Below are 23,742 nucleotides of genomic sequence, written 5' to 3' on the forward strand. Positions count from 1 at the left end.
ATTCTCCTTTCAGTTCTTCGTGGTGGTTGAGGTGAAATGTAGCTTAGATATGTCTTTATTTTATCGTAAGACAAGGGGTCTTGTGAACAGGAGTGTCCACAAGACCCCAACATTTATTATAGAACCAAAAAAATCCCTCCGTCTCCAAAGAGACGAAAGGAACTTTCGCGGTACCACTCTTGTTCACGCAGCCTGAGCTGCATGCTCTTTTGCAGATACGGGCCAGCGGCCGATATCCTCCTGTCTGCTAACGGTCAGGCTTCCGGCGTACCCTACTTCCCTCTCACAGGCTTTCAGGCAGCTGCTCTGAGACCAGTTCGGCTTCATCCTCCCTGTGTCCTCACACCGGCCGGACACTCTCTGAAGGGATTCCGCAGCTTACTCCTTCTCTTCGTGGCATTTCTTGTATGGGATTGATGGGCTTAAGGATAGCACGATGTCCTCAGGATTGCAACCCTTCTTTTTTATTTTTTTCTTTTCCCCACTAAAATTATGATTTTTTGTTTACAATGGCACATTTTTTCTCTAGTACGAGGAAACAGTCCCTTCTTTTTGGGATTGCACACAGGATGATCCAAGGGAGTCCTGTTTTTCTATTTTCCAGACATCATTCCATTCACAAAAGACAAAATCCGAGGACTTTTTGGTTAAAGTATCCCTGAAATGGACTTATTCTCTGTTAATTCGGGAACCTTTCTTTAGCAGGCTAACACTTTGAAAAAATAATGTATGAAGTATACAAAAAATCGTTGACAAGAACGTGAACAAGTGGTAAATTACGTAACTATCAACAAGCATCCGATTTGATGACGGCACTTGCAAACAAAAGTGTCGATTTTTTTCGAAGGAGTGATGATGATGAACGGATTAACGCTTGTGTGTCTTGCCATTGTAATCTTCGTCTGTGCGTACATGTTTTATGGGCGCTGGCTGGTCAAGACCTGGGGAATTGAACCGGATGCGAAGACTCCTGCCTACCGCTTCCGGGATGACAAGGACTTTGCTCCCGCTTCCCGTTTCACGGTATTTGCCCATCAGTTTTCTTCTATTACCGGTGCCGGCCCTGTAACCGGTCCGATTATCGCCGCCATGTTCGGGTGGGTTCCTGCATTCTTATGGATTATTGTAGGCGGCGTATTCTTCGGGGCTGTACAGGATTTCACTGCCCTCTATGCTTCCGTGAAGAACGACGGCAAAGGCATGGGTGCCCTGATTGAAAAATATGTGGGCCATACCGGCTGCAAGATGTTCCTGATGTTCGGCTGGCTCTTCTCTCTGCTGGTCATCGCTGCTTTCTCCGACATTATGGCCAGTACCTTCAACGGTTTCTCCAAGACCGGCGAAATGATGGGGCCCAACGCCTCTGCCGCTTCCATTTCTATGATCTACATCGCGGTAGCTGTAGTCTTCGGGATCGTGACCCGGCGGTTCAACATCACCGGCGCCAAAGAACTGATCCTGGGCATCATCTGCATGATCGCCATGGTCAGCCTGGGGATTGCCCATCCCATCTACGCTTCCCGTACCACCTGGCTGTATGTGACCTATGCGTACTGCTTCGCTGCTTCCATCATGCCCATGTGGCTGCTGATCCAGCCTCGTGACTATCTGTCCGTATTCCTGCTGCTGGGGATGATCCTGGCCGGGGTCGTAGGGATCATCGTGGGGAATCCTTCCATCAACATGCCCGCCTTCACCTCCTTTGATGTGGCCGGCAAGCCTCTGTTCCCCATCCTGTTCGTAACCATCGCCTGCGGGGCTGTATCCGGGTTCCATTCCCTGGTTTCTTCCGGTACTTCCTCCAAGACCATTTCTAACGAAAAAGACATGCTGCCCGTGGGCTACGGCTCCATGCTGATCGAATCCACCCTGGGTGTGGTTTCCCTGGTCATCGCCTGCTCCGTGGCCGTCAACGGCCAGCTGCCCAAAGCCACTCCGTTTGCTATTTTCGGCAGCGCTATCGGCGGATACTTCACCATGTTCGGTATCCCCAAGTATTACAGCACCTGCATCGTGACCATGTGCGTATCCGCTCTGGCCATGACCACCATCGATGCCGTGACCCGTATCGGCCGGATGATGCTCCAGGAAATCCTGGCTCCGGAAGAAGGAAAAGAACAAGGTGCTGCTGCTAAATTCCTGAGCAACACTTATGTGGCCACCATCGTGACCCTGATCCCCAGCTACCTGCTGTGCCTGGGCGGTTACATGAACATCTGGCCGCTGTTCGGCGCTGCCAACCAGCTGCTGAGCGCCCTGTGCCTGGTTGCCCTGGCTGTGTTCCTGAAGATGACCGGCCGGAAGAGCTGGATGCTCTACGTGCCCATGACCTTCATGTTCTTCGTGACCATGAGTGCCCTGTGCCTGTCCATCTATGGCATCTACAAGAAAGCCATGGCTGGTGTCTTCTTCCCCATGGTAGAAGGACTCCAGCTGGTTGTGGCCCTGTGCCTGATGTACCTGGCCATCAACGTGGTCCGTCACTGCACCAAAGAACTATTCAGCGGCAAAGTAGAAGTCGCTGACAAATAACACAAAGACTGCCCCCGCGGGCAGTCTTTTTTCATCACTCCAAAAGGGGGTGTTGCACATGCAAGCAACAGCCTTTTTATCTCCCCATCATCCGCAGGAACTCGGCTTCGTCCAGGATGGTCACGCCCAGGCTCTGGGCCTTGGTGTACTTGCTCCCGGGGTCGGCGCCGGCCACTACGTAGTCGGTCTTTTTACTGACGCTGCTGGTGACTTTAGCCCCTACATCCTGGGCCATGGTCTGGGCCGTAGCCCGGTCCAAAGTAGGCAGGGTGCCGGTGAACACCATGGTCTTCCCATAGAAAGGATGATTCTCATCCTGGGCCTGTCCAGCCGTCATCTCCATATTGAGCCCTAGTTCCTTCAGCCGTTCCACATAGGCCTGGTTCATAGGCTCTCCGAACCAGGTCACCACGCTTTCCGCAATCACCGGCCCGATATCCGGGATCTGGGCCAATTCTTCCTGATCGGCCGCCATGAGCTTGTCCATGGTACCGTATTTCAGCGCCAAAGTCCGGGCCACTTTGGCCCCTACATGGCGGATCCCCAAGGCAAAGAGCAGCTTATCCAGGCTCTGGCTCTTGCTGCCCTCAATGGCATTGATCAGGTTGTCCGCACTTTTTGGGCCCATCCTGTCCAGCTGCTGGACCTGCTCCCGGGTCAAAAGGTACAGATCTCCCGGATCCTTCACCAGCCCTGCCGCCGTCAGCTGGGCCAGCACGCTGGGTCCGCAGCCGTCGATGTTCATGGCATCCCGGCTGGTGAAATGGATCAGCCCTTCCCGTCCCAGGGCCGGGCAGTGGGGATTGGTGCAGCGCCAGGCCGCCTCCCCTTCCTTCCGTTCCACCTTCCAGCCGCACTCCGGACATGTTTCCGGCATGTGGAACACCTTTTCTTCTCCGGTCCGTTTTTCCGGCACCACCCGGAGCACTTCCGGGATGATTTCCGCAGCTTTGTTGATGATCACATGATCCCCGATCCGGATATCCTTCTCCCGGATGAAGTCCTCATTGTGGAGAGTGGCCCGGCTGATAGTGCTTCCGGAAAGACGTACCGGCTGGAGCACCGCCGTGGGGGTCAGCACCCCGGTCCGCCCCACCTGGATTACGATGTCTTCCAGGAGTGTCTCCGCCTGTTCTGGAGGGAATTTATAAGCCATGGCCCAGCGAGGATCCTTGCCGGTGGCCCCTAAGATATCCTGCTGCCACACGTCGTTCACCTTCACCACCACGCCGTCCGTATCGTAGCCCAAAAGAGCCCGGCGTTCCCCGTGCTTCTTGATCAGTTCATTGGCCTCCTGGATGGTATCCACCAGGGCCCGGCCTTCCGTCGTGGTGAAGCCGTACTGCTGGAGCATATCCATGGAAGCATTGTGGGTGGGCAGGTTCCCGGCCCCCACCCCGATGCCGTAGGCAAAGAAAGCCAGGGACCGTTTGGCCGTCACCCGAGGATCCAGCTGCCGCAGAGAGCCCGCCGCTGCATTCCGGCAGTTGGCGAATTCCTGTTCTCCAGCTTCCTGCCGTTCCTCATTGAGCTTCACAAAGGCCTGCCGAGGCATATATACTTCCCCCCGCACATCCAAAAGCTCCGGGATCTCCATGCCGGGAATGGGCTTCAGCACTTTGGGGATATTGGCGATGGTCCGGACGTTTTCCGTGACATTTTCTCCCACCACCCCATCACCTCGGGTAGCCGCCCGGACGAACCGGCCGTTCTCATAGATGATGCTGCAGGCCAGTCCATCGATCTTGGGCTCCACCACATACTGGACTTTGGTGCCCGCCGGCAGCCCTTCATGGACCCGCCGGTCGAATTCTTCCATCTCTTCCGGAGAAAAGGCGTTGGCCAGGCTCAAAAGAGGCGTCATATGCTTCACTTCCGTAAAGCCCGGCTTAGCATAGCCCCCCACATGCTGGCTGGGAGAATCCGGTGTCACCAGTTCCGGATACTGGGCTTCCAGCTCCTTCAGCTCCCGCATCATGGCATCGTATTCCGCATCGGTGATCAGGGGATTGTCCTGGACATAATACAGATAGGAATTTTTCTTCATGACGGCCCGCAGCTCATCGATCCGGGCTGCCGCCGCCTCTTTCGTCATTTCACTCATGGCCTTACCCCCTCAGATTTTCTGCAGGATCTTATACTTGGTGGCCAGCTGCTTGATGCCGCTGCCCGGGAAAGCCACCGTCACCAACTGCCCCTCACTGCCGTCAGGACGGGCCTCGATGATGGTCCCTACTCCGAATTTCTTGTGCCGGCATTTGTCACCGGGATGGAATTCCGGCACACTGTCCCCTGCCGGCACAAACCGGCTTTGGGGAGATGGAGTATCCAAGATGCTGCCCCCCCGCTTCCGGGCAATGTTCCGCAGGCTGGCATGGGGTGCAGCCGCCGGGTTCTGGCCTCGGTATCCCCCATAGCCCCCATAGGTGCTTCGGCGCACCGCCACATTTTCGATCAAGTTCCGGGGAATCTCTTCCAAGAACCGGGAAGGCGGATACATGACCACATGGCCGTAGACCATCCGATTCCGGCAGCTGGTCAGGTACAGCCGTTTCTTGGCCCGGGTGATCCCCACGTAGCACAGCCGCCGCTCCTCTTCCAGCTTGTCCTCGTCCTCCAGGCTCCGCTGGCTGGGGAACAGCCCGTCCTCCATGCCTCCGATGAACACCACCGGGAATTCCAGTCCCTTGGCAGAATGGAGAGTCATGAGGGTGACGGAATCCTGGGTCAGCTTGGCGTCATCGATGTCCGCTACCAGGGCAACATGGTTCAGGAAATCTTCCAGGGTCTTGTTGTTCTCCTCTCCCGGGTCCTTGGCAAATTCATCGGCGATCCGGAGGAATTCGTTCAGGTTGTCCAGACGGCTCTTGGATTGGTCCGAACCTTCCAGCCGCAGGGCTTCCAGATAGCCGGTCTTTTCCAGCACCTGTTCCATCAGGTCCTTCACCGGCAGGGTGTCCTTCACCCGAGCCAGTTCTTCCATCATCTGGCTGAAGGCCTGGATCTTCCCCAGGGAACGGCCCAGCACTTCCTGGGCCTGGACGGTCCGGAGCACTTCCGGCAAGGGCATGCCGCTTTCTTCCAGGAGCCCCCTCACCTTGGCCACAGTAGCTGCCCCGATGCCCCGCTTGGGTTCGTTGATGATCCGTTCCAGCCCCTGGATATCCCGTTCATTGGCCAGGAACCGGAGGTAGCTCAGGGTATCCTTCACTTCTTTCCGATCATAGAATTTCAAGCTCCCCACCATCACATAAGGGATGCCGTTGTTGATCAGGTTCTCTTCGAACATCCGGCTCTGGGCATTGGTCCGGTACAGGATGGCCATATCCCCCAGCTTCGTGCCTTCCTGCTGGAGCTTCCGGATCTGTCCCACCACGAATTCTGCTTCTTCCCGGTCATCCCGGGCCTGATAATAAGCAATGGGCTGGCCGTTGCCGTTCTCCGTCCACAGGTTCTTGGGCCGGCGGGCCGCATTGTGCTTGATCACCTCATTGGCCGCATCCAAGATTACCTGGGTGGACCGGTAGTTTTGTTCCAGTTTGTAGATCCGGGCTTGGGGATAGTCCTTTTCGAAATCCAGGATATTGCTGATATCCGCACCCCGCCAGCCGTAGATGCTCTGGTCGATATCCCCCACGGCACACAGGTTGTTTTCCGGCGCAGAAAGGAGCTTGGCCAGGAGATACTGGACATGGTTGGTGTCCTGGTATTCGTCGATGAGTACGTAATGGAATTTGTTCTGGTACTTCGCCCGCACTTCCGGCACCGTCTGGAGCAGCTTCACCGTCAGCAGCAGCAGATCGTCGAAATCCACCGCATTGCTCTGGACCAAGTGTTTCTGGTATTCCCCATAGATCTCCGCCACCTTCCGGGCATGGAAATCATCCGCCTGCCGGGCAAATTCCGCCGCATCCACCTGGGCATTCTTGGCATTGGAGATGGTGGTCATGAGACCGGGCAGAGGATAGAATTTCTCATCCAGGTTCAGTTTCTTCAGGGCTTCCTTCAGCACATTTTTGCAGTCGGACGGGTCGTAGATGGAAAAAGCCGTGGTATACCCGGGCAGATGGCCGATTTCCCGGCGCAGCAACTGGTTGCAGAACCCATGGAAAGTGTACAGCCACACATCTTTGGCAGAGGGTCCCACCAGGGCATCTACCCGCTGGCGCATTTCCTTGGCCGCTTTGTTGGTGAAGGTGATGGCCAGGATGTTCCAGGGTTTCACCCCTTTTTCCAGAAGATAGGCGATCTTGGTGGTCAGTGCCTTGGTCTTGCCACTGCCGGCCCCAGCCAAAATTAAAATAGGCCCGGCAATCTGACGGACTGCCTCAGCCTGCTGTTCGTTCAATGAAGCTAAAAGGTCTCTCATTTTTTCCTCGATTCTTTCGTTTTCTTCCCTAATATTCTAACAGATTCAGCCTTTTTTTGCTATAATAGAAGAATCCTTTAAAAGACTGAAAGGAAGGAAGTTATCATGGAACAATTCTGCGAACGGGTTTTCCACCTAAAGGAAAACCACACCACCATGCGGACGGAAATCATCGCCGGGATCACCACCTTCATGACCATGGCCTACATCCTGATCGTGAATCCCTCCATCCTTAGCGCCACCGGGATGGATAAAGGGGCCCTGCTCACCGTCACCGCCATTGCTTCTGCCCTGGGCACCTTCTTCATGGCCGCTTTTGCCAACTATCCCTTCGCTCTGGCGCCGGGCATGGGACTCAACGCCTACTTTGCCTACACCGTGTGCCTCCAGATGGGGAATTCCTGGGAAATGGCCCTGTCCGCCGTCTTCCTCGAAGGGATCGTCTTCATCATCCTGTCCCTGACCTCCATCCGGGAAGCCATCTTCAACGCCATTCCCATGACCCTGAAGCAGGCGATCTCTGTAGGGATCGGACTCTTCATCGCGTTCATCGGCCTGCTGAACGCCCGGATCATCGTTGCCAACCCGGCTACGAAGGTGTCCCTGTATTCCTTCACCAAGGCCATGGCCGACGGTACCTTCCACAGCGTGGGGATCACCGTGCTCATCGCCATGCTGGGGATCCTGTTCACGTCCTTCCTGATCATCAAAAATGTCCGGGGAAATATCCTTTTCGGCATCCTGGGTACCTGGATCCTGGGCATGATCTGTGAAGCCACTGGCCTGTACGTGCCCAATCCGGAACTGGGGACCTTCAGCGTATTCCCCAACCTGTCCGGCGGCCTGGCTTCCTTTGCCCCCATCAGCCCGGTTCCCCTATTCCTGAAGCTGGACTTCTCCCATGTGCTGAGCCTGAACTTCTTCGCCGTCATCTTCGCCTTCCTGTTCGTGGATACCTTTGATACCCTGGGCACCCTCATCGGGGTCGCCGCCAAAAGCGACATGCTGGATGAAGAAGGCCACCTGCCCCATATCAAAGGAGCTCTGATGGCCGATGCCTGCGCCACCTGCACCGGGGCCCTCCTGGGGACCAGCACCGTCACCACCTTCGTAGAAAGCGCCGCCGGTGTCTCAGAAGGAGGCCGCACCGGGCTCACTGCCATCACTGTAGCCGTGCTGTTCCTGCTCTCGCTGTTCTTCTCCCCCTTCTTCATGGCCATCCCCGCTTTTGCCACGGCTCCGGCCCTGGTCATCGTAGGATTCCTGATGTTCTCCGCCGTGACCAAGATCAACATGAGCGACCTGAGTGAAGCCATCCCGGCTTACATCGCCATCATCGCCATGCCCTTCGCCTACAGCATCTCTGAAGGGATCTCTTTCGGTGTCATCACCTACGTGATCCTCAACGTCCTCACCGGACACAAAAACAAGATCAGCGGCCTGATGTACGTCCTGGCCGTGCTGTTCGTACTGAAATATGTGCTATTGTAAAAAAAAGACCGCTCCGGCGGTCTTTTTTTTTGCCCTGGTCACTGGCTAGTGGAAAACGTCAGGCCAGACCTTGATAAGGAGTCAGACCAGCCCTTCGGGCCTGTACCGTATCTATTTCCCCTTATGATCCAAGCAAAACGCAGTAACAAGAACCCCCCTCTAACGGGTTACATCTTTCCAGCCCCTCAAAAAATATATGATTGCCCAAATTTTTCCCAGCTATCTGGTTATGGATCTTCATCAGCAATTCTTCATTTGTAAAGTATTTTCCATTATCAGCAGAAAGAAGCGCGGCAATATCGGTCTGGAACAATCCATCTATTCTGCATTCCTCATCTAACGTCGAAGCATCCGTAACATACTCATTGGCAAGCAGCACTTCTTTTCCAGGAATGAAAGCTTCAAAAATAATATATATTTTCTCCGCCTCGACAGCCATTTCCCCAGGATGCCAATTCTTTTGATTATCCTCTATGTATTCCACCACGTCATGAGAAAAAGTATTTGCCGAAACATATAGTATTTCATTGAACATCCAATACACATTCTTCAATAATTCCTTTGGTATCTTCTCAGGCGATACAACCAAATACTGGATCTTATCATCCTGTAAAAGCTCTATTCCCTGTTTCACATCCGCAAAGGTAATCCCCCGTGTCATTTTCAAATCTGTTTCCATGCGCCATTGATGAGACAGCTTCCCCGCGGCCCTTCTGACCAAGTGCTTTCTGCATCCGGCAAAAACTGCGATCATAGGAATCGACACCGCTGCGATTAGAGGAAGAAGAGCAGGCAGGCTGACTATGATAGCTCCTATGCGCTTAGCCCGTATTCCGCTATGTTCAAAGTTGCTGTTCACCAGATCAGTTATGCGGTTGAAACCGGGTATAATTTCCGGATACTGGGATGCCGCCCATATGAGGAAGCCTACAACGACTATCTCTATAGCGCCCCATAAAATTACCATCTGCACCGCTGCCTGATGACAGACTGTTTTCTTCTCGTCCATGGACAGCTCATCCATTTCAGAAATTCCTTGACTCCATTTTTTCACTCGTTCTTCTTCTGTCATAGCAACCTCCGATAATGTAGACCTCTATATCTCCTTCTGATGATTCTGCCCAGAAGAACATTCACTAGAGAATTCCATGATTGCTTCACTCAATAATATTTTTCTCTATATTTTTACCACTAAGAGTTGTTTTCTGTATCCATCCTAAGCCATTCTCATTCAGTCGTTTAAATCAGAAACAGTGGGAGAATATGGATATGCCCATCCATAAAGTCCCACTATTTTTATTACATAAGCAATGGTATATCTACAAATTTTTTATTTAGAAATAAATTTATACACTTTAAGTAGAGTCCATTAGAGATACAATTGAATAGCGAATTGGGGCAACGAAATCAAGCATTGCCCCAATTTCATAACTTATCCTACATGCCTTTATGATTTCTGGATATGGGATCCATACACATCCCGGAAATCACCTCTGTTTTTATCGTCCTTATCATTGATACGGACACGTTCTACCTTATGACGGTCATTATCCTTACCAGAAATACGATCCACACGGAACCGATCAATATTTTGAACTTTGACCAGTTCAGGGCCAAATTCATCCACCGACCGGGCCATATTTCCATCAGAAGGTGCCCCATTCTGTAAAGCTCGGTAGATAATCGCAGCATACTCATAGCGAGTCATAGAACGGTCTCCCTTAAATTCTCCATCCGGATATCCCTCCAAGTAGCCTTTTTCGGCCAATGTTTTCACATATTGGTAAGCCCAATGGTTCTCTGGTACGTCAGGGAAGTTCATGCTGTGAGCAGACGCAGGGATTGCCTTAGCAGGTTGGCCTGATTCATAAGCAGCTAATTTTTTCGTGAGTGTTTCGATTTGGTTTTTCATGGCCAACATGTCCTTGGCCATGGACACTCTGGAGCGAGAGATATGGTTTTTTTGTCCAAATTTCCAACTGACTCCTACATTCACCATATTTTCGCCTCCGCTAAAGGAACCACCCACACTGAACATCGTATCTTCATTAGGACGATAATATGCTCCGATAGCGACTGCATGAGCATCTTTATAATTTCCATACCCTGCAGCAAAATCCCATTTGTCATCTGGATCGAAATCCAGTGGGTGCAACCCTGCCAGAGCTGCCGCACCTGCCCCAACACGATTCACCCGATCTCCCAACCGACTGATCCGGTTTTCCGCACGGTACAGCTGGCTTCCATTTACAGCATCCGTACTGGTCGATGAAATATCTCCAGGAGCTACATTGGTGATCTTATTCCCACCATTATTCAGCCCATCTTTATTGAGCGTAACATCCTGACCTGAGGAACCATTTTGGATGGTCATGCCTCCCGTGGTTATGGTGGTGTCTCCAACGTTGACAGTGCTGGCATTTACCGTCGTGATATTCCCAGTGTCTGCTGTAACAGTCTTCGTAGTAACCGAATCCAGTCCTTTCAAATCTTTTGAAAGCCGCACTTTCAGGTTATCACTGCCATCAGATACCACTCCGATATTGTCTTCCGTTGACAGTTTAGAAGAATCCGTAATGCCCCCAACTACATTCACTTGCCCATTGAGTTTTTTACTGATTACATTCCCTACGTCGCCGCCATATTTCATTCCGTCGTTCATAGTGGCGACCGTCTGGGTATTCCCATTGTGATCTTCATAGACGATCCGATCAATACCATCTGAGCCATTATAGCCATCCGTGCCGTCTACTCCATTCACACCTTTTACAACATGGATGTCCGCAGAAGCACCATCCTTGCCATTGATGCCAATATGACCATCGGTACCATTGGTTCCGTCTTTGCCTATAGAAGAAATGGTAACCCCATCTTTGCCATCGGCACCTTTCACACCGATAGCCCCATTGATGCCATCAGCGCCATCTTTGCCCTGGCCGCCCACGGTAACCGTATCTGCTTTCAGATTCTTGTCCAATCCAATGACCAAATCTCCATTTGCATCCACTACAGTCTTGATGTTGGAGGCATCATATTCTGCGTCCGCTTTCGTACCATTCCCTTTGATGGTCATGGTGCTGTTCAGTTTTTTGGCCACAGATCCTGTATTCCCCGCAAACTTCAGTCCATCATCTAATGTGGCAACTTCATGGGTGACATGCCCATCATCTTCGTAAACAATACGGGTCATACCATTGGCACCATTGGAACCATCCACGCCGTCCTGACCCTTCGCAGATTTCATGGTAAGCCCATCTTTCCCGTCTTTTCCATTCATTCCGATAGAGCCATCTTTCCCATTGATGGTAACAGCTGAGCCATCTTTGCCTGCCACACCGATGGACCCGTCTATTCCATTTTCGCCTTTTTCACCCAGATTCAGATTGTCATTGACATTGACCTTGTAGGGATCTTCCGTTGTGCCGGTGCCGGTAACTGTCGTATTTTTTCCGTCTACCAGTTTGGTGGCATTCTTGGCAATTTCATCTTTCAGCTGGCTGACATTCACTGCATCCGTCCCAGCAGTGCCAGCAGCCACATTGTGAATCTGGTTGCCGCCATTATCCAGCCCTTTTTCTGTCAAAGAAACTGGAGAAGTCCCTGGTGCCGGATTTTTCGGGGTAATCGTAATACCGCCAGCACCAATCGTTGTCTCATTCCCATCTTTATCCGTGATGGTCATGCCACTTCCCTGGGTCACGGTCTTATTTCCGTTCGTATCGGCGGTAGTTACACTGGTTACATTCAAATCATCGTTCAGGACCACTTTCATCGTTCCGTTTTCCACTTTCGTAGAAATATTTTTGCCGTCCCCGGTAACTTCAATATCCTCGCCCAGAGATTTGTGGACGATATTTCCATCCTGATCCTTTAATCCGAACCCTTTTTCCGTTAAATCAGCAGACTGTTTCGTCAACTGACTGACGTTGACAGCATCTGTATCCGCTGTACCAGCAGCTACGTTGGTAATTTTCGTGCCGTTCGCATTGATTCCTTCCTTAGTCACAGAAGGTCCGCCAGTTATGGTCACTCCCTGATTATTGACAGTGGTATCGCCGGCTTTTACCGTCTCAGCGTTTACAGTTTTCGATGTAATACTGTTCAGCCCAGTCACATCTTTTGCCAATTTTACAGTCATCGTATTATTGGCTGAATTGGCAACCACCCCGATATTATTATCACTTAAATTGTTGCTGTCAGCACCGCCCAAAAGGGACATGGCCTGATCAGAACCGCGATGGAGTACATTGACATCTGCTTCCGAAGTATTGCCAATGGTTGAATTATCTCCAGCAAACCGCAGAGGCCGCGTCATGGTGTAAAGCTGGCTTCCATTCACAGCATCCGTACTCTTTGCGCTGACCAGACCGGCCGCAACGTTCTGGATGCGCCGTTCTTTCCCCACGGAGCCCACCGTTACAATCCCAGCAGGGGTCCCCCCAGCGTATTGATAGGTTCCGTTGCTGCTGTAAGCATCCTTCCCTTTCGTAGTGGCTCCTGATGCAACATAAGCAGAGTTGCTGCCCAGATAGACGGAATTCCCCAAAGTGGCTGTTACATGGCTGCCCAAGATCTGGGTATTGGACAAATCCGTATTCTGAGCCGTGGCATCAAGGGTATTCTGGTTGCCAATGATTTGGATATCCGTCAAATCCTTGTTTTTCTGATTTTTGGCTCGGATGGTGTTTTTCGAACCGGTAATAGTAATATCAGACACACTGCCCGCATCGCCTGCTGTACTTGTATCCGGATCTCCGGTCACCATATTCTGATTGCCCGTTACAAAAATATTACCAAAGGTTTTCGGGTTGGCAGGATTATTGGAAAGGGATTCCATTTTCAGTACGTTTTGATTCCCGACAATGCGATTGCTGTCCCCTTCCATTCGGTTTTCATTCCCAAAGATCCCCGAATTCGAAGCACTTACATCAGCAGCTGTACCTGTGGGAGCCGTACTGTTCTGGCTGCCCAAAACATAGGTATTTGCTCCCGTGACCCGGTTTTTGGTGCCGATTGCCCCAGAAGAAACACCTTCTGCCTGTGCCATTGTCCCCACTGCGAGAGCATTTTCTGCCAGTGCCTGAGCCGTATCCCCAATAGCGGAAGCACTTTTGCTGTTGCTCTTGGCATCGCTGCCGATGGCGATGGCTTTGTCATCAGAAACCCCAGCAGAATAGCCAATGGCCACAGCTTTATCTACGCTGCTCCCGCCATTTTTTATAGAGGAGGTTGCCAAAGTCCCTATCGCCAGAGAATGATTTCCGGCTGCTTGAGCGCCAGCCCCGATTGCCGTGTTATATTGATACCCGCTGATGGCTAACGTCTGTTTCAGGCTGCCTGGGTTATCCGGATCTTCATAGCCGGCTCCCACTGTGATACTGCCAAGGCTCTGCGCTTCCGTATTATTCCCCAGTGCAACACTCCTGTCCCCTAACGCTTTGGCGCTCACGCCAGCTGCCATAGAGTCTTCCCCGGTGGCCAAATCGTTATCATAATTATTCAGATTGGTAGATTTTACAGAGTAATAATGTGTTTTTGCCACATCGACGATCTCATTGACCTGAGCGACATTCGCTGCATCAGTCCCCAGTGTCCCTGCAGCGACATTGTGGATTTTCGTTCCCTTATTCGCAGGATTGCGAAGGGTAATACTGTCTCCCTCTCCAGAAGTGACCGTATCATAATATACTCCACTTGCCGTTGCCGAAGAAACATTCGCATTGACCTGAGCTACCGTGGCGTCGATTGATTTTTTGAGCTGTGCCACGGTAACGGCATCCTGATCCAGTGCCCCATCAGCAACATTGGTGATGCGGCGCAAAGCCGAGGCATTGCCGACTGAAACAGCCGTCTTAGGGGCCGCCTGTCCCGTCAGATATCCGGTTCCACTGATCATAGTGGCATTCGCTACGGAATCATTGCCGATGGCAACATTGCCTTCTGAAGCTTTTGCCCCCTGCCCCAAAGCCACACTGGCTGCATCTGCTGCCTGGGCGTTAAACCCAACTGCCGTAGATCCATTTCCATTCGCTTGGGCCTGATAGCCTACGGCTACAGCGTCATCGGCAGCCTTTGTCTCGCTGCCCAATGCTGTAGATTGGATCCGAGAAACGGCCGCATCATTTTTGTTCGCATGATAGCCGATAGAAACATTTTTCCCTTCCGATGTATTTCCACCAGCCCCGATGTTAGTTCCAGCTTCAGAACCAATGGCTACATTATGATCGCTTTTGACATCATTTCCCGTTTTATAGCCAATTGCAATATTCTGCTGTCCGTCAATATTGTTGCCGGCACCATCGCCAATGACCACATGGGAGCCTTTGGCCCCTAATACATCCCCTACCATACCTACCCCTGCATTCGGGCCAAGTACCACAGACCGGACGGCATTGGCACTGGCATCTTTACCCAAAACCACAGAAGCACTGCTCCCAGCAGCGGCTCCATTCCCAATAGCTACGGCATCTGCCCCACTGGCCTGCGCACTCTTCCCCATAGCCAGGGCATCTGCTCCACTGGCTGCTGCCTCCGTTCCAACCGCAATGCTGGCAGCTCCAGAAGCAGCCGCACTTTTACCTAGTGCCATTGCTTCTTCTGCCTCAGCCTTTGCGCTGTCTCCCATTGCTACAGCACTATGACTGTTTTTCGTCACAGCAGCACTGTTGCCCATCGCAATTGCATGATTCGAAGCGACCGTGCTGGCCTTCGTTCCAATTGCCATACTATTATTGTTGAGCTGAGCGTTGGTCCCGTCATTATAGACCGTCGCTCCATCCCCCAGGGCAATCGAAGAGTTTCCCCGAGCATTGGCTGTATCACCGATGGATATGCTTGCTTTGCCTCCGCCTATAACCACAGTAGAACTGTCGCCATCAGCCGTCATACCGTTAAAAGATCCGCTGACAGCTTTTCGGCCAATGGCAATACTGTTTTCAGCAGATGAAGCAGAACGAGCAGCATCGCCCAGAGCCATAGAATCTTTGCCATTCGCTTTTGCACTGACACCGATGGCAACAGCATCTTTACCCGCAGCTGCCGCGTCCTCTCCTGTGGAATTGGCACGGAAATACTTCATTCCCGGTTTTGTTTTATCCAAGCCCAACGCCGAATTCACATTCTTTAGCTCTGTAATATCGGCCGTATTATTGTTGATTTTTCCTGTATTGATTGTAATTGCATTTTTATTCGCTGCAATATCCGTCTTGTTTTGCTGGATTTCATTGGAATTTTGGCTGATTCCAGCCTTATTATTAGCAATCTCTGTGCTGTTATCCGCAATTTTGTCCGTATTAGCAGTAATGGCGGTTTGGTTATTTTGTACATCAGCTTTTACTGCATCCACTTCTGCACTGGTTGCGACCCCATCCGTGGATATTGTGATTGTCTTCGTTGTGTCGTCTTTCGTTACAGAGATGTTCGTTCCGGCATTCAAAAGATCGCCGTCATGGACAACTTCAGCGTTAACATAATGCACACTTCCAAATACGAACATAGCTGTTAACACAGTTCTGGTCAGTATCCTCCCGGATTTAATAATAGTTCTTAATAAAGAATTACCTGACGCTTTCCCACCATTTTTTGCTAATTCTGAAACAACCTGGTACTGCCCTTTTGCGCGATTGAATATAACCTTGTAAATCCTATTCAATCTAATCGCCTCCTTTTGAAAAAATATTCATTTATGCGGCAAAATCTTTGAATTAATTTTGTCATTTCATAAATTTGTTTTGCCTTATTCTATCATTCTTATTTCTACTTAACAATACATTTTCCTATATTTTTATATTGTTTTTTATCTAGTTATACGTCTATATATTTATACATTTTGGTCTATTTTTGTATATTCCCCACTATATATAGTAGTTCTTGGTTATTTTTTACAAGATAAAAATACACCAAAATACATAATTATATTTTATTTATATAATTATGGACTTTGGTGTATTTTTGAATCTATGTTTTTGCTGCTTTATTTTATTCGTGTATGTTTATTCATTTTAAATCGTAATCTGAAACTACAATCATGCGATCACCGTTGCACTCATCGGTATTAGCCCAAATCATCTAGCTATGGAAAGAACCCGCGGCTGGCGGGTTCTTTTTTATGGAAAACAGCTCATGCTATAAGATTTCAGACTGGCTCTTAATAAAGAAGTCAGACCGGCCCTGACGGGCCTTTCAGAAGTCAGACGTCAACTTGTTGGCGATGAGCAGATCGGACCTGCTGCTTCGCCGGACAAAGCTGACTTCTGGCGTCTCAAGGCCCGTCAGGGCCGTGTCTGATTTCTTTTATTTTTCTCTCTTATGCAACCGTCTCCAGTGGATCTTTCACAACAGGTGCCTCATAGACATCATAAGGATCAATGTCTATGCATTTCCGCGGATCCCGTTTCCCTTCCAAGTCCCATGCGGCCGTTCCATTCATGACCGTAAGACAATCGTGAAAGACCTCTTGATCCTTCAATTTTTGAAAAACACCAGGTTTCTGTACCAAAGACGATGCATCATAATAATGCACCGTTCCATCATTGAAATACGCATAAAAGCTGTATCCTTTTCCCGGAACAACCTGCAAAACTTCTGGAATCAGCTGTCTATCCATGATATCACCCTTTCCGCATGGGAGGTACTGGATTGGGTTCTTTTCCTGCCTTCACCAGTTCCCAATTCTGCATCAATTCATCCTGATACAAAACACACCAAGCCAGAACAATTTTTAATTGTCTCCCTGGAAGAAAACCCTTTAGTACCGATGCATTCTGGATATCAATCAAAGCTTTTTGGCCAGCATATTCAGCATGGATATGTGGAGGATTGTGATCGTTATAGTATATAGTGATACGAATTCCAAAAAACAAGCTAATTTCAGGCATTGTCATCCCCCCTTTGATTTAATTATAGCAAAATCGCCAAGCAAAACCAATTATACGGCTCGTACAAATTAGTCCCTGTTATAGAAAAGAAGTCAGACGTCAGCTTGTTGGTGATAAGCAGATCGGCCCTACTGCTAAGCCGAACAAAGCTGACGTCTGATGTCTCTAGGCCCCTTGGGCCATGTCTGATTTCTTATCAAGCTGTCTCTAGGCCCAGGAGGACCGTTTCTTATTTCTTGTCATGCTCTCCGGGAGGCCCCTACGGCACCGCAACATGAAATAGAGATAGTAAGTATGAAGCTTGTAGGTTAATCGTTAATGAGTAAAAGCAAAGGTTTCCTTTCATGCCTCTTTGAAAATCATCAAATTCAGTCTATAATACTTTGTTTTCCCTAATTTGGAAACTATTAAACGAGCCTGGGGAATCATATCAAGTCTTTTCTGGATTGTCGCTCTATTTTTATCTGTTTCTTTCATTAAATCGGCCATAGAAATGCCTTCTCCATAAAAGAGTGCCGCCTGCAAAAGAAGAATATATACTTCTTTGAGCAATTTGTCAGCAAGATTAAATTTATTGATTTTCTCTTCGTATTTATGCAACTGGGTATTTTTCCTTTGTAAGAGTCCAATTGTGTCCTCTGTAGACCCAATCAATATTTCCAGAAAGCCCATAACAAAAGGTGTCAAGTCGCCTCGATTTTTTCGTTATCCGTTTCCTCTAAAATCTTATAATATTTGGAACGATGTCTTTTAATATAAATAGAGAGTCTTACCCCCAATAGAGGATTAAATTCATGGCTCAGAAAGTAAGATGTAATAAATCTGTCAGTTCTGCCATTGCCATCATAGAAAGGGTGGATATAAACAAAGAAATAGTGAAACAGTGCCAATCTGATCAACAGAGGGTATTCATCTGAATGCAAGATTGCCAGTGCCTGATTCATTGTTTCTATAATTATATTTTCCGGTAATAATCCCTGATGGATGGCCTTCCCTGTAGGTGTTTCTATCAGCACTTCTCCCTTTCTGAAAATTTCTCCGTCCAGTCTATTTTTCGGATCTTCTTCCGAAATTTCCTGATGTGCAAATTCATCATAAAATTCTCTGATATCCTGACAGGTATTAAATTTAATTTCTTTTTCCCCCATCAAATCTCTATATTTATGAACTATACTTTTTAACTTGCTAAGCTGCGGCCCTTTTTCTTCTAAAATATCTCTAATTTCTTTTCTTGTACTATGGACCCCCTCTATATCGTTAGTCGATTTGATTTCCTCTACAATACTGAGTAGTGTGAACTGATACAAGACTACTTTGGGAACTCTAGATGATATAATAGTAAATTTTTCATAAGTTTTATAAAATTTTTCCAGGAGATTCAGTAAATTATTGGGATAATAAAGAAATGCAGGATAAGATGCCTTTCGATTGTATTGATGAATCTGAATTTGGAAATGATTGGCAAATGGAGCCTTAAATCTTTTTTGATATTCTTTTTCGTATTCTTCCGGTGTGTTTTTATAATAAAATTTTAACAAAGAGACAAATTTCATCATGCACTTCCTTTCTCTTTAATTGATTTCCATAACAAAATCCAAAATCGGTTTTTTATCATCGGATATATTTTTCATTTATAAAAAGTGCTATTTTTATAAATGAAAAGAGCTTTATTTATAAAAATAGCACTTTTTACAAACGAACACAAGGAGTAAGGATGTCGGACCGGCCCTTCAGACCTTTCAGATATCAGATTCAAGAAGTCAGACGTCAGATTGTTAGCGTTAAGCAGTACGGCCCTACTGCTAAGCTGAACAAAGCTGACGTCTGGCGCCTCAAGGCCCGTCAGGGCCGTGTCTGGCTTTTTTTCTCTTACAACACTTTTTTGCACTTAATGACGGTCTTTTTCCAACCAGGAAGGAAGTTCTCGTTTCTTGTCGAATGGATTCTCTATACCCATTCTATAAGGAGGCAGAACCATGGAAAAAATCAAGACCTTTGACGAACTCACCATCCAAGACAACTTTCTCTTCCAACATGTCATGCGCAACGAGCAGCTTTGCACCCATCTCATCGAAAAAATCGTAAACATCAAAGTCCGTTCCCTCCACTACCAGGATTTCGAAAAGACCATCGACCTCCGCCTGGACGGCAAAAGCGTCCGGCTGGATGTCTATGTAGAGGACGATGAAGGCCGGGTCTACGACATCGAGATGCAGTGCTCCAATTCTCCCAAGAACGACCTGGCCAAACGCAGCCGCTTTTACCAGAGCATGATCGATGGAGAGCTGCTGGACAAAGGCAAACCGTATGAAGAACTGAACCCATCCTACGTCATCTTCATTTGTACCTTTGACCCTTTCCACAAAGGGCTGCCCCATTTACACTTTCACCCATTGCTGTAAAGAGGATAACAAGGTACAATTAAAGGACGAGGAAACCCGGATGTTCTTGAACAGCAAAGGCAGTGAAAAGGCAGCAGATCCCGATATCGCTGCTTTTCTCCGTACGTGGACGGAAAAGCAGCGGAAGGACATTTTGCAGAAAGATTGGATCAGGAAGTCCATTTTGTAAAAAGTATGGATAAAGTGAGGCGAGAGTATATGATTCTAAGCGATGAAATCAGAAGACGCCAGAAAGAAGCAGCTGAAGAAGGCATGCAGCAAGAACGGGAAGCCAACGTCCTTGGCATGCTGAAGGAAAAAATCCCCATGGAGACCATTTCCCGGATCACCCACTACTCTCTGGACCAGATCCAGAAACTGGGGAAACTGCATGGATTGCTGTAGGTTGGAAAACGCCCTGGGCGTTTTCCTTCCCCATGAAAAGGCCGCCGGAAAATCCGGTGGCCTTTTGGTTCATCGTTGGTCGTCCATCGTGAGTCGTTCTGGATGGCAAATGCCGGGCATTTGCCGTTGAGCTGATGGAAGGAACCCGTAGCCGGGTTCCTTTGAATGAGGACGCAGCTGACACTGCCGCTTTTCCCCTCCCTCGCAGTCCTTTTACCCTGATAGGAGCTGGAACCCTCTGGGCGAACCTGTGGGTTTATCGTTTGTCGTTCATCGTTTCGGATGCCAAATGCTGCTGCATCTACTTTTGAACAGGAAGAAAGACGTCAGACTGGCCCCCAGGGTTCACATATTCATAGCAATGGCTTTTTTAATCCGACTGATATGGTGTCAAGGCCGGGTTCAATTTGACCCATTGGGTCAATTATAGTCCGGCCTTGACACGGCCAGGCCGTCGATGGATTTCCGCATATCCGTATATCCACAGGCCAGGTAGATATGGTCGGCAGTGATGTTGCGGATTAACACAAGAATACCTCTTTGAGGACCTGCAGCGTACGCTGCAAATCTGGCGCAGCGGTTCCCGCAGGGATTTCAAGAGAAGCAGAACCCACGTGGACGACCATCTTCCCGCAGGAATGCTGTTGCTCCTGAGCCAGAGAGACGGGCGCAAATTGAGTAGTACAGGCAGGTGCCTGAGGATTGACCAACAGCGCTTCCTCTCTCAGTTCCTTGATCCAGTAATACATGGCATGATGGCTCATCTGACGTGACCGACAGAACGCCTTGATGCAAAGGCCGCTTTCCTGCTGCTCCTTTAGAATCTGGCTCCAGTATTCCAGAGCCTTCTGATGTTTTATGCGTTGAATTTCACCCAAAACAAAACCACCTCCAGAGATGAGTGACACGAATGGCTCGAAAAAAAACGACACGTTGCGCACCGTAGAGAAATTCGTTTTTTCGTGCGATATTTTTAACATCCGTATTATCTCAAACTGAAGGTGATAATTCCATACACCGGATTTTTTAGCGCTTACACTATAATACACAGTTAGGTTTTTCATCACAGTTAAATTCTAACATGAAAAAGGACTTTCGATCCGCAAGAATCGAAAGTCCTTTTTCGTTTTCATGGAGCTATTATTTCACAGCCCTTTTTTCATCCCCGGCGCAGCAGCGTCTTATCTTTTACAAAAGGCTGGATCAGAAAGAATATCTGACGCCCATGCTCCATTGCCACGGGGTAGCAACATCACCGCCATAAGTCTTTTCAACGTCCATATACAGATGCGTTGCTTTGCTCAAGTTCAAGTTGGCACCCAGACCAACTTCCCACCAGCCGCCGCCGATGTCATCCTTGTAATTTTCCCGGATTCCATCATAACTCATGGCCACGTTTGTATCGCCGTCAAAATCATACAGGTAAGAAGCTCTCACATAAAGGTGTCCTGCTTTGATATCTTTGCCTGCTGTAAAGCCCAGACGGCCCACCAGGCTGTCCATGCTGTCGTGATGGATATGGATTCCTCTGGCAGATGTATAGTCCGCGGAATCAACCCGGCCATAAGTCAGTTCAGCCTGTGGTTCGATCCACAATCCCTGTTGTCCATGGAACCGTTTGCCATATTCGGCACTGAAGCTGTAGGCATTGGTGTCATAATCTCCATCACCGACGCCGCCAATGACATGGTAATCGGTATCCAAACGGGCATATTTTCCAATCAAATCCACAAAGCTGCCGTTGTCGCTCAGATAAGAGCCATAAAAGGCAACGCTGTCGTGATCATTGTCGCTCTTGCCCCGGCTGAAGGTGGTATTGCCGTCAGTCTTGCTGTAAGCAGCCCCTACTGTCCATCCTTTGCCGACTTTGGTATCATACCCGACCTGATAATAATTGTACTGGTTCTTCATATTCCGAGCGCCATACTTGGCTTCACCCCGGGCCATACGGGCCCAGACACCTTCCTGCCCTTCGCTGTCCCGCAGTTCACCCAGCCGTTTATTCATGTCGTTGTTTTCCTGACGCCAGGTCATCAGGTTCATAGTTGCCATGGAAGCAATGCCCACGTTGGTCACATTCGGGGTATAAGTGCTGTTGGCCAGATCCACTTTGCCGTCAGTGACCTTCAAATCATAGGACCCTGCCAGGACCCCTTCATCCGTAGCAATCCGGCTGGCCACGGATTTTTCAGAATCGGCCATAACAGCCACATCGGCCAGTTTCTGCGCATTGCTGCTGTCCTTTGCAATGGAATCGGCAATAGCACCAGTTCCATGGATGGTCAGATTCTTTGCATCACTTTGTTTGCTGACCCGCAGCTGGTTGTCCAAGCTGGACGTATTGATGGTGGAATCATTCCCGCCTAGAGATTCCACATCGATAAGCTGGCCGCTTCCTTCAAATTTCAGCGTAGAGCTGTTCAGATTCATCATCTTGCTGTTCATCCTGGTCATTGCAGGCTTGGCATTGACCGTGCTGCCGTCTGCCTGCAAATTGTCCATGATGGAATCGCCTGTCACGTTCCAGGTTGCTCCATCTTTCATGGTCAAATTGAGATGAGTATCAGTCCCCACATATTCATTCCCTGATAAGTGTTCGCTTTCCTCTGCAGCACCCTCATCTTGATATTTCTCGTAAGCACGTCCATTCCAGACAGATCCGGCTCCGGTCAAATTCAGATTTACATTGGCATCGATGACATTACCGCTGTTATGCGGATTGGATTTTGTAGCCGGTGTCTCAAATTCGATATTCCCATTGATCACCGTGCTGTGTTTCCCATCCGTATTGATGTTCGTCGTAGAATAGCCACGGGCAGAAATAGCCGTCGGCGCTGTCAATGTCAAATCCCCATTAACATTGATCTGACCATTGGAATAGTTCACGATTCCCAGGCTGGGAGCCGTAATGGAAATGGTATCACCGGTTAAGGAAATGGAAGCCGCATCTTTGGGAGCATTTTGGTTTCCTGTATTGTTTTGTGCCCAGACGGCACCGGCGTATGGATCATCAGATTTCGTGCTGACAGCAATATTTTTTGCCTGTACCGTAGCCTTGGCGCCTGCACCATAGGCCATGGTTCCATACTCGCCCCACGCAGATTTGCTGTCAGAGGGAACCTGGTTGCCGGTAATGGTCACTGTATCCGTATTGGTATTTCCCACCTGCAAATCGGACCCGAGTGCCACCATCATGCCAGAAGTATCCACCTTTTTCCCAGATACACTGACTTTCTGTTCCCCTACCAGGAAAAAGCTGTAAGGATCTGTTCCTTCCATTTGTCCGATGGAAACATTGCTGCCCGGCTTGCCTGCAGTGATTGCCGTTCCGTCTCCGGATACTTCAGTGGCAGCCCCATCCACCGTTACAGGCCCGATGTTGGCTGTAGCTCCGGCTACACCCGAAATTGCCATGGCCATGATACTTCCTAAAATCATTCCTTCCAATGTTGCTTTTTTCCTCTTCATAGAAAATCAGCTCCTTGAAAATTTTTATATCTGAGATACGGCATTCTATTTCGAAAAAGTCATCATAAACAGTTTCCTTAGGCCGATCAAAGATTTCTTGAAAACAGTTACCATACTCTTTTTTAGATTTGGTGGATTATACAGAATATTACTACCGGACAATGCTTCTATTCTGTCATAAAGAAAGAGAGGTATAGACAAACGCCTGTACCTCCCCGAT

General features: G+C 49.1%; 14 protein-coding genes and 1 other annotated feature. Of the genes, 4 read left to right on the forward strand and 10 right to left on the reverse strand.

Translation table 11 applies throughout. The features are described from left to right. Positions 1 to 145: 145 nt before the first annotated feature. Positions 146 to 404 (reverse strand) — a binding site (T-box leader). Positions 405 to 858: 454 nt separating this feature from the next. Next, positions 859 to 2,532, forward strand: coding sequence for a carbon starvation CstA family protein (locus tag ACTUHY_RS08995; RefSeq protein WP_442827463.1), 1,674 nt, complete (start codon positions 859 to 861; stop codon positions 2,530 to 2,532). Between the two features lie 76 nt (positions 2,533 to 2,608). Here the strand turns inward: ACTUHY_RS08995 and ligA are convergent, their stop codons facing one another. Beyond that, positions 2,609 to 4,636, reverse strand: coding sequence for an NAD-dependent DNA ligase LigA (ligA, locus tag ACTUHY_RS09000; protein WP_442827464.1), 2,028 nt, complete (start codon positions 4,634 to 4,636; stop codon positions 2,609 to 2,611). Between the two features lie 12 nt (positions 4,637 to 4,648). Then, on the reverse strand, positions 4,649 to 6,901 hold the full coding sequence (pcrA, locus tag ACTUHY_RS09005; RefSeq protein ID WP_442827465.1) for a DNA helicase PcrA: 2,253 nt from the start codon (positions 6,899 to 6,901) through the stop codon (positions 4,649 to 4,651). Between the two features lie 105 nt (positions 6,902 to 7,006). Here pcrA and ACTUHY_RS09010 point away from each other — a divergent pair, with 105 nt between their 5' ends. Further along, on the forward strand, positions 7,007 to 8,392 hold the full coding sequence (locus ACTUHY_RS09010; protein ID WP_442827466.1) for an NCS2 family permease: 1,386 nt from the start codon (positions 7,007 to 7,009) through the stop codon (positions 8,390 to 8,392). 121 nt (positions 8,393 to 8,513) lie between these two features. On the opposite strand, the gene ACTUHY_RS09015 is transcribed toward ACTUHY_RS09010, so the two are convergent. The 6 genes from ACTUHY_RS09015 to ACTUHY_RS09040 form a co-directional block, all read right to left on the reverse strand. Continuing rightward, positions 8,514 to 9,464 (reverse strand): hypothetical protein, encoded by a 951-nt coding sequence (locus ACTUHY_RS09015; RefSeq protein WP_442827467.1) that lies wholly within the window; start codon positions 9,462 to 9,464, stop codon positions 8,514 to 8,516. Positions 9,465 to 9,839: 375 nt separating this feature from the next. Further along, positions 9,840 to 16,043 carry an ESPR-type extended signal peptide-containing protein gene (locus ACTUHY_RS09020; protein ID WP_442827468.1) on the reverse strand — a complete coding sequence of 2,068 codons (6,204 nt, stop codon included), beginning with the start codon at positions 16,041 to 16,043 and terminating at the stop codon, positions 9,840 to 9,842. Positions 16,044 to 16,697: 654 nt separating this feature from the next. Then, positions 16,698 to 16,997, reverse strand: a complete 300-nt coding sequence (locus ACTUHY_RS09025) for a DUF2442 domain-containing protein (protein WP_442827469.1) — start codon at positions 16,995 to 16,997, stop codon at positions 16,698 to 16,700. Between the two features lie 4 nt (positions 16,998 to 17,001). Then, positions 17,002 to 17,268: a DUF4160 domain-containing protein gene (locus tag ACTUHY_RS09030; protein ID WP_442827470.1), complete on the reverse strand. Its 267-nt coding sequence runs from the start codon at positions 17,266 to 17,268 to the stop codon at positions 17,002 to 17,004. Positions 17,269 to 17,610: 342 nt separating this feature from the next. Further along, a complete protein-coding gene (locus ACTUHY_RS09035) occupies positions 17,611 to 17,940 on the reverse strand; it encodes a hypothetical protein (protein WP_442827471.1) in 330 nt (109 codons plus the stop codon). An 11-nt stretch (positions 17,941 to 17,951) separates the two neighbouring features. Further along, positions 17,952 to 18,824 (reverse strand): Fic family protein, encoded by an 873-nt coding sequence (locus ACTUHY_RS09040; protein ID WP_442827472.1) that lies wholly within the window; start codon positions 18,822 to 18,824, stop codon positions 17,952 to 17,954. 420 nt (positions 18,825 to 19,244) lie between these two features. Between ACTUHY_RS09040 and ACTUHY_RS09045 the strand changes: the two genes are divergently transcribed. Next, positions 19,245 to 19,670, forward strand: a complete 426-nt coding sequence (locus ACTUHY_RS09045) for an Rpn family recombination-promoting nuclease/putative transposase (protein ID WP_442827473.1) — start codon at positions 19,245 to 19,247, stop codon at positions 19,668 to 19,670. A 105-nt stretch (positions 19,671 to 19,775) separates the two neighbouring features. Further along, positions 19,776 to 20,054, forward strand: coding sequence for a hypothetical protein (locus ACTUHY_RS09050; RefSeq protein WP_442827474.1), 279 nt, complete (start codon positions 19,776 to 19,778; stop codon positions 20,052 to 20,054). Between the two features lie 521 nt (positions 20,055 to 20,575). Here ACTUHY_RS09050 and tnpA read toward each other — a convergent pair. Both tnpA and ACTUHY_RS09060 read right to left on the reverse strand, forming a co-directional pair. Further along, on the reverse strand, positions 20,576 to 21,118 hold the full coding sequence (gene tnpA / locus ACTUHY_RS09055; protein ID WP_442827475.1) for an IS66 family insertion sequence element accessory protein TnpA: 543 nt from the start codon (positions 21,116 to 21,118) through the stop codon (positions 20,576 to 20,578). Between the two features lie 139 nt (positions 21,119 to 21,257). Next, complete coding sequence (locus ACTUHY_RS09060) at positions 21,258 to 23,468, reverse strand: autotransporter outer membrane beta-barrel domain-containing protein (protein ID WP_442827476.1); 2,211 nt, start codon at positions 23,466 to 23,468, stop codon at positions 21,258 to 21,260. Between the last annotated feature and the right edge of the window lie 274 nt (positions 23,469 to 23,742).

It is taken from the genome of Acidaminococcus nyctereutis (genome assembly GCF_052216985.1).
Lineage (GTDB): Bacteria > Bacillota > Negativicutes > Acidaminococcales > Acidaminococcaceae > Acidaminococcus > Acidaminococcus fermentans_A.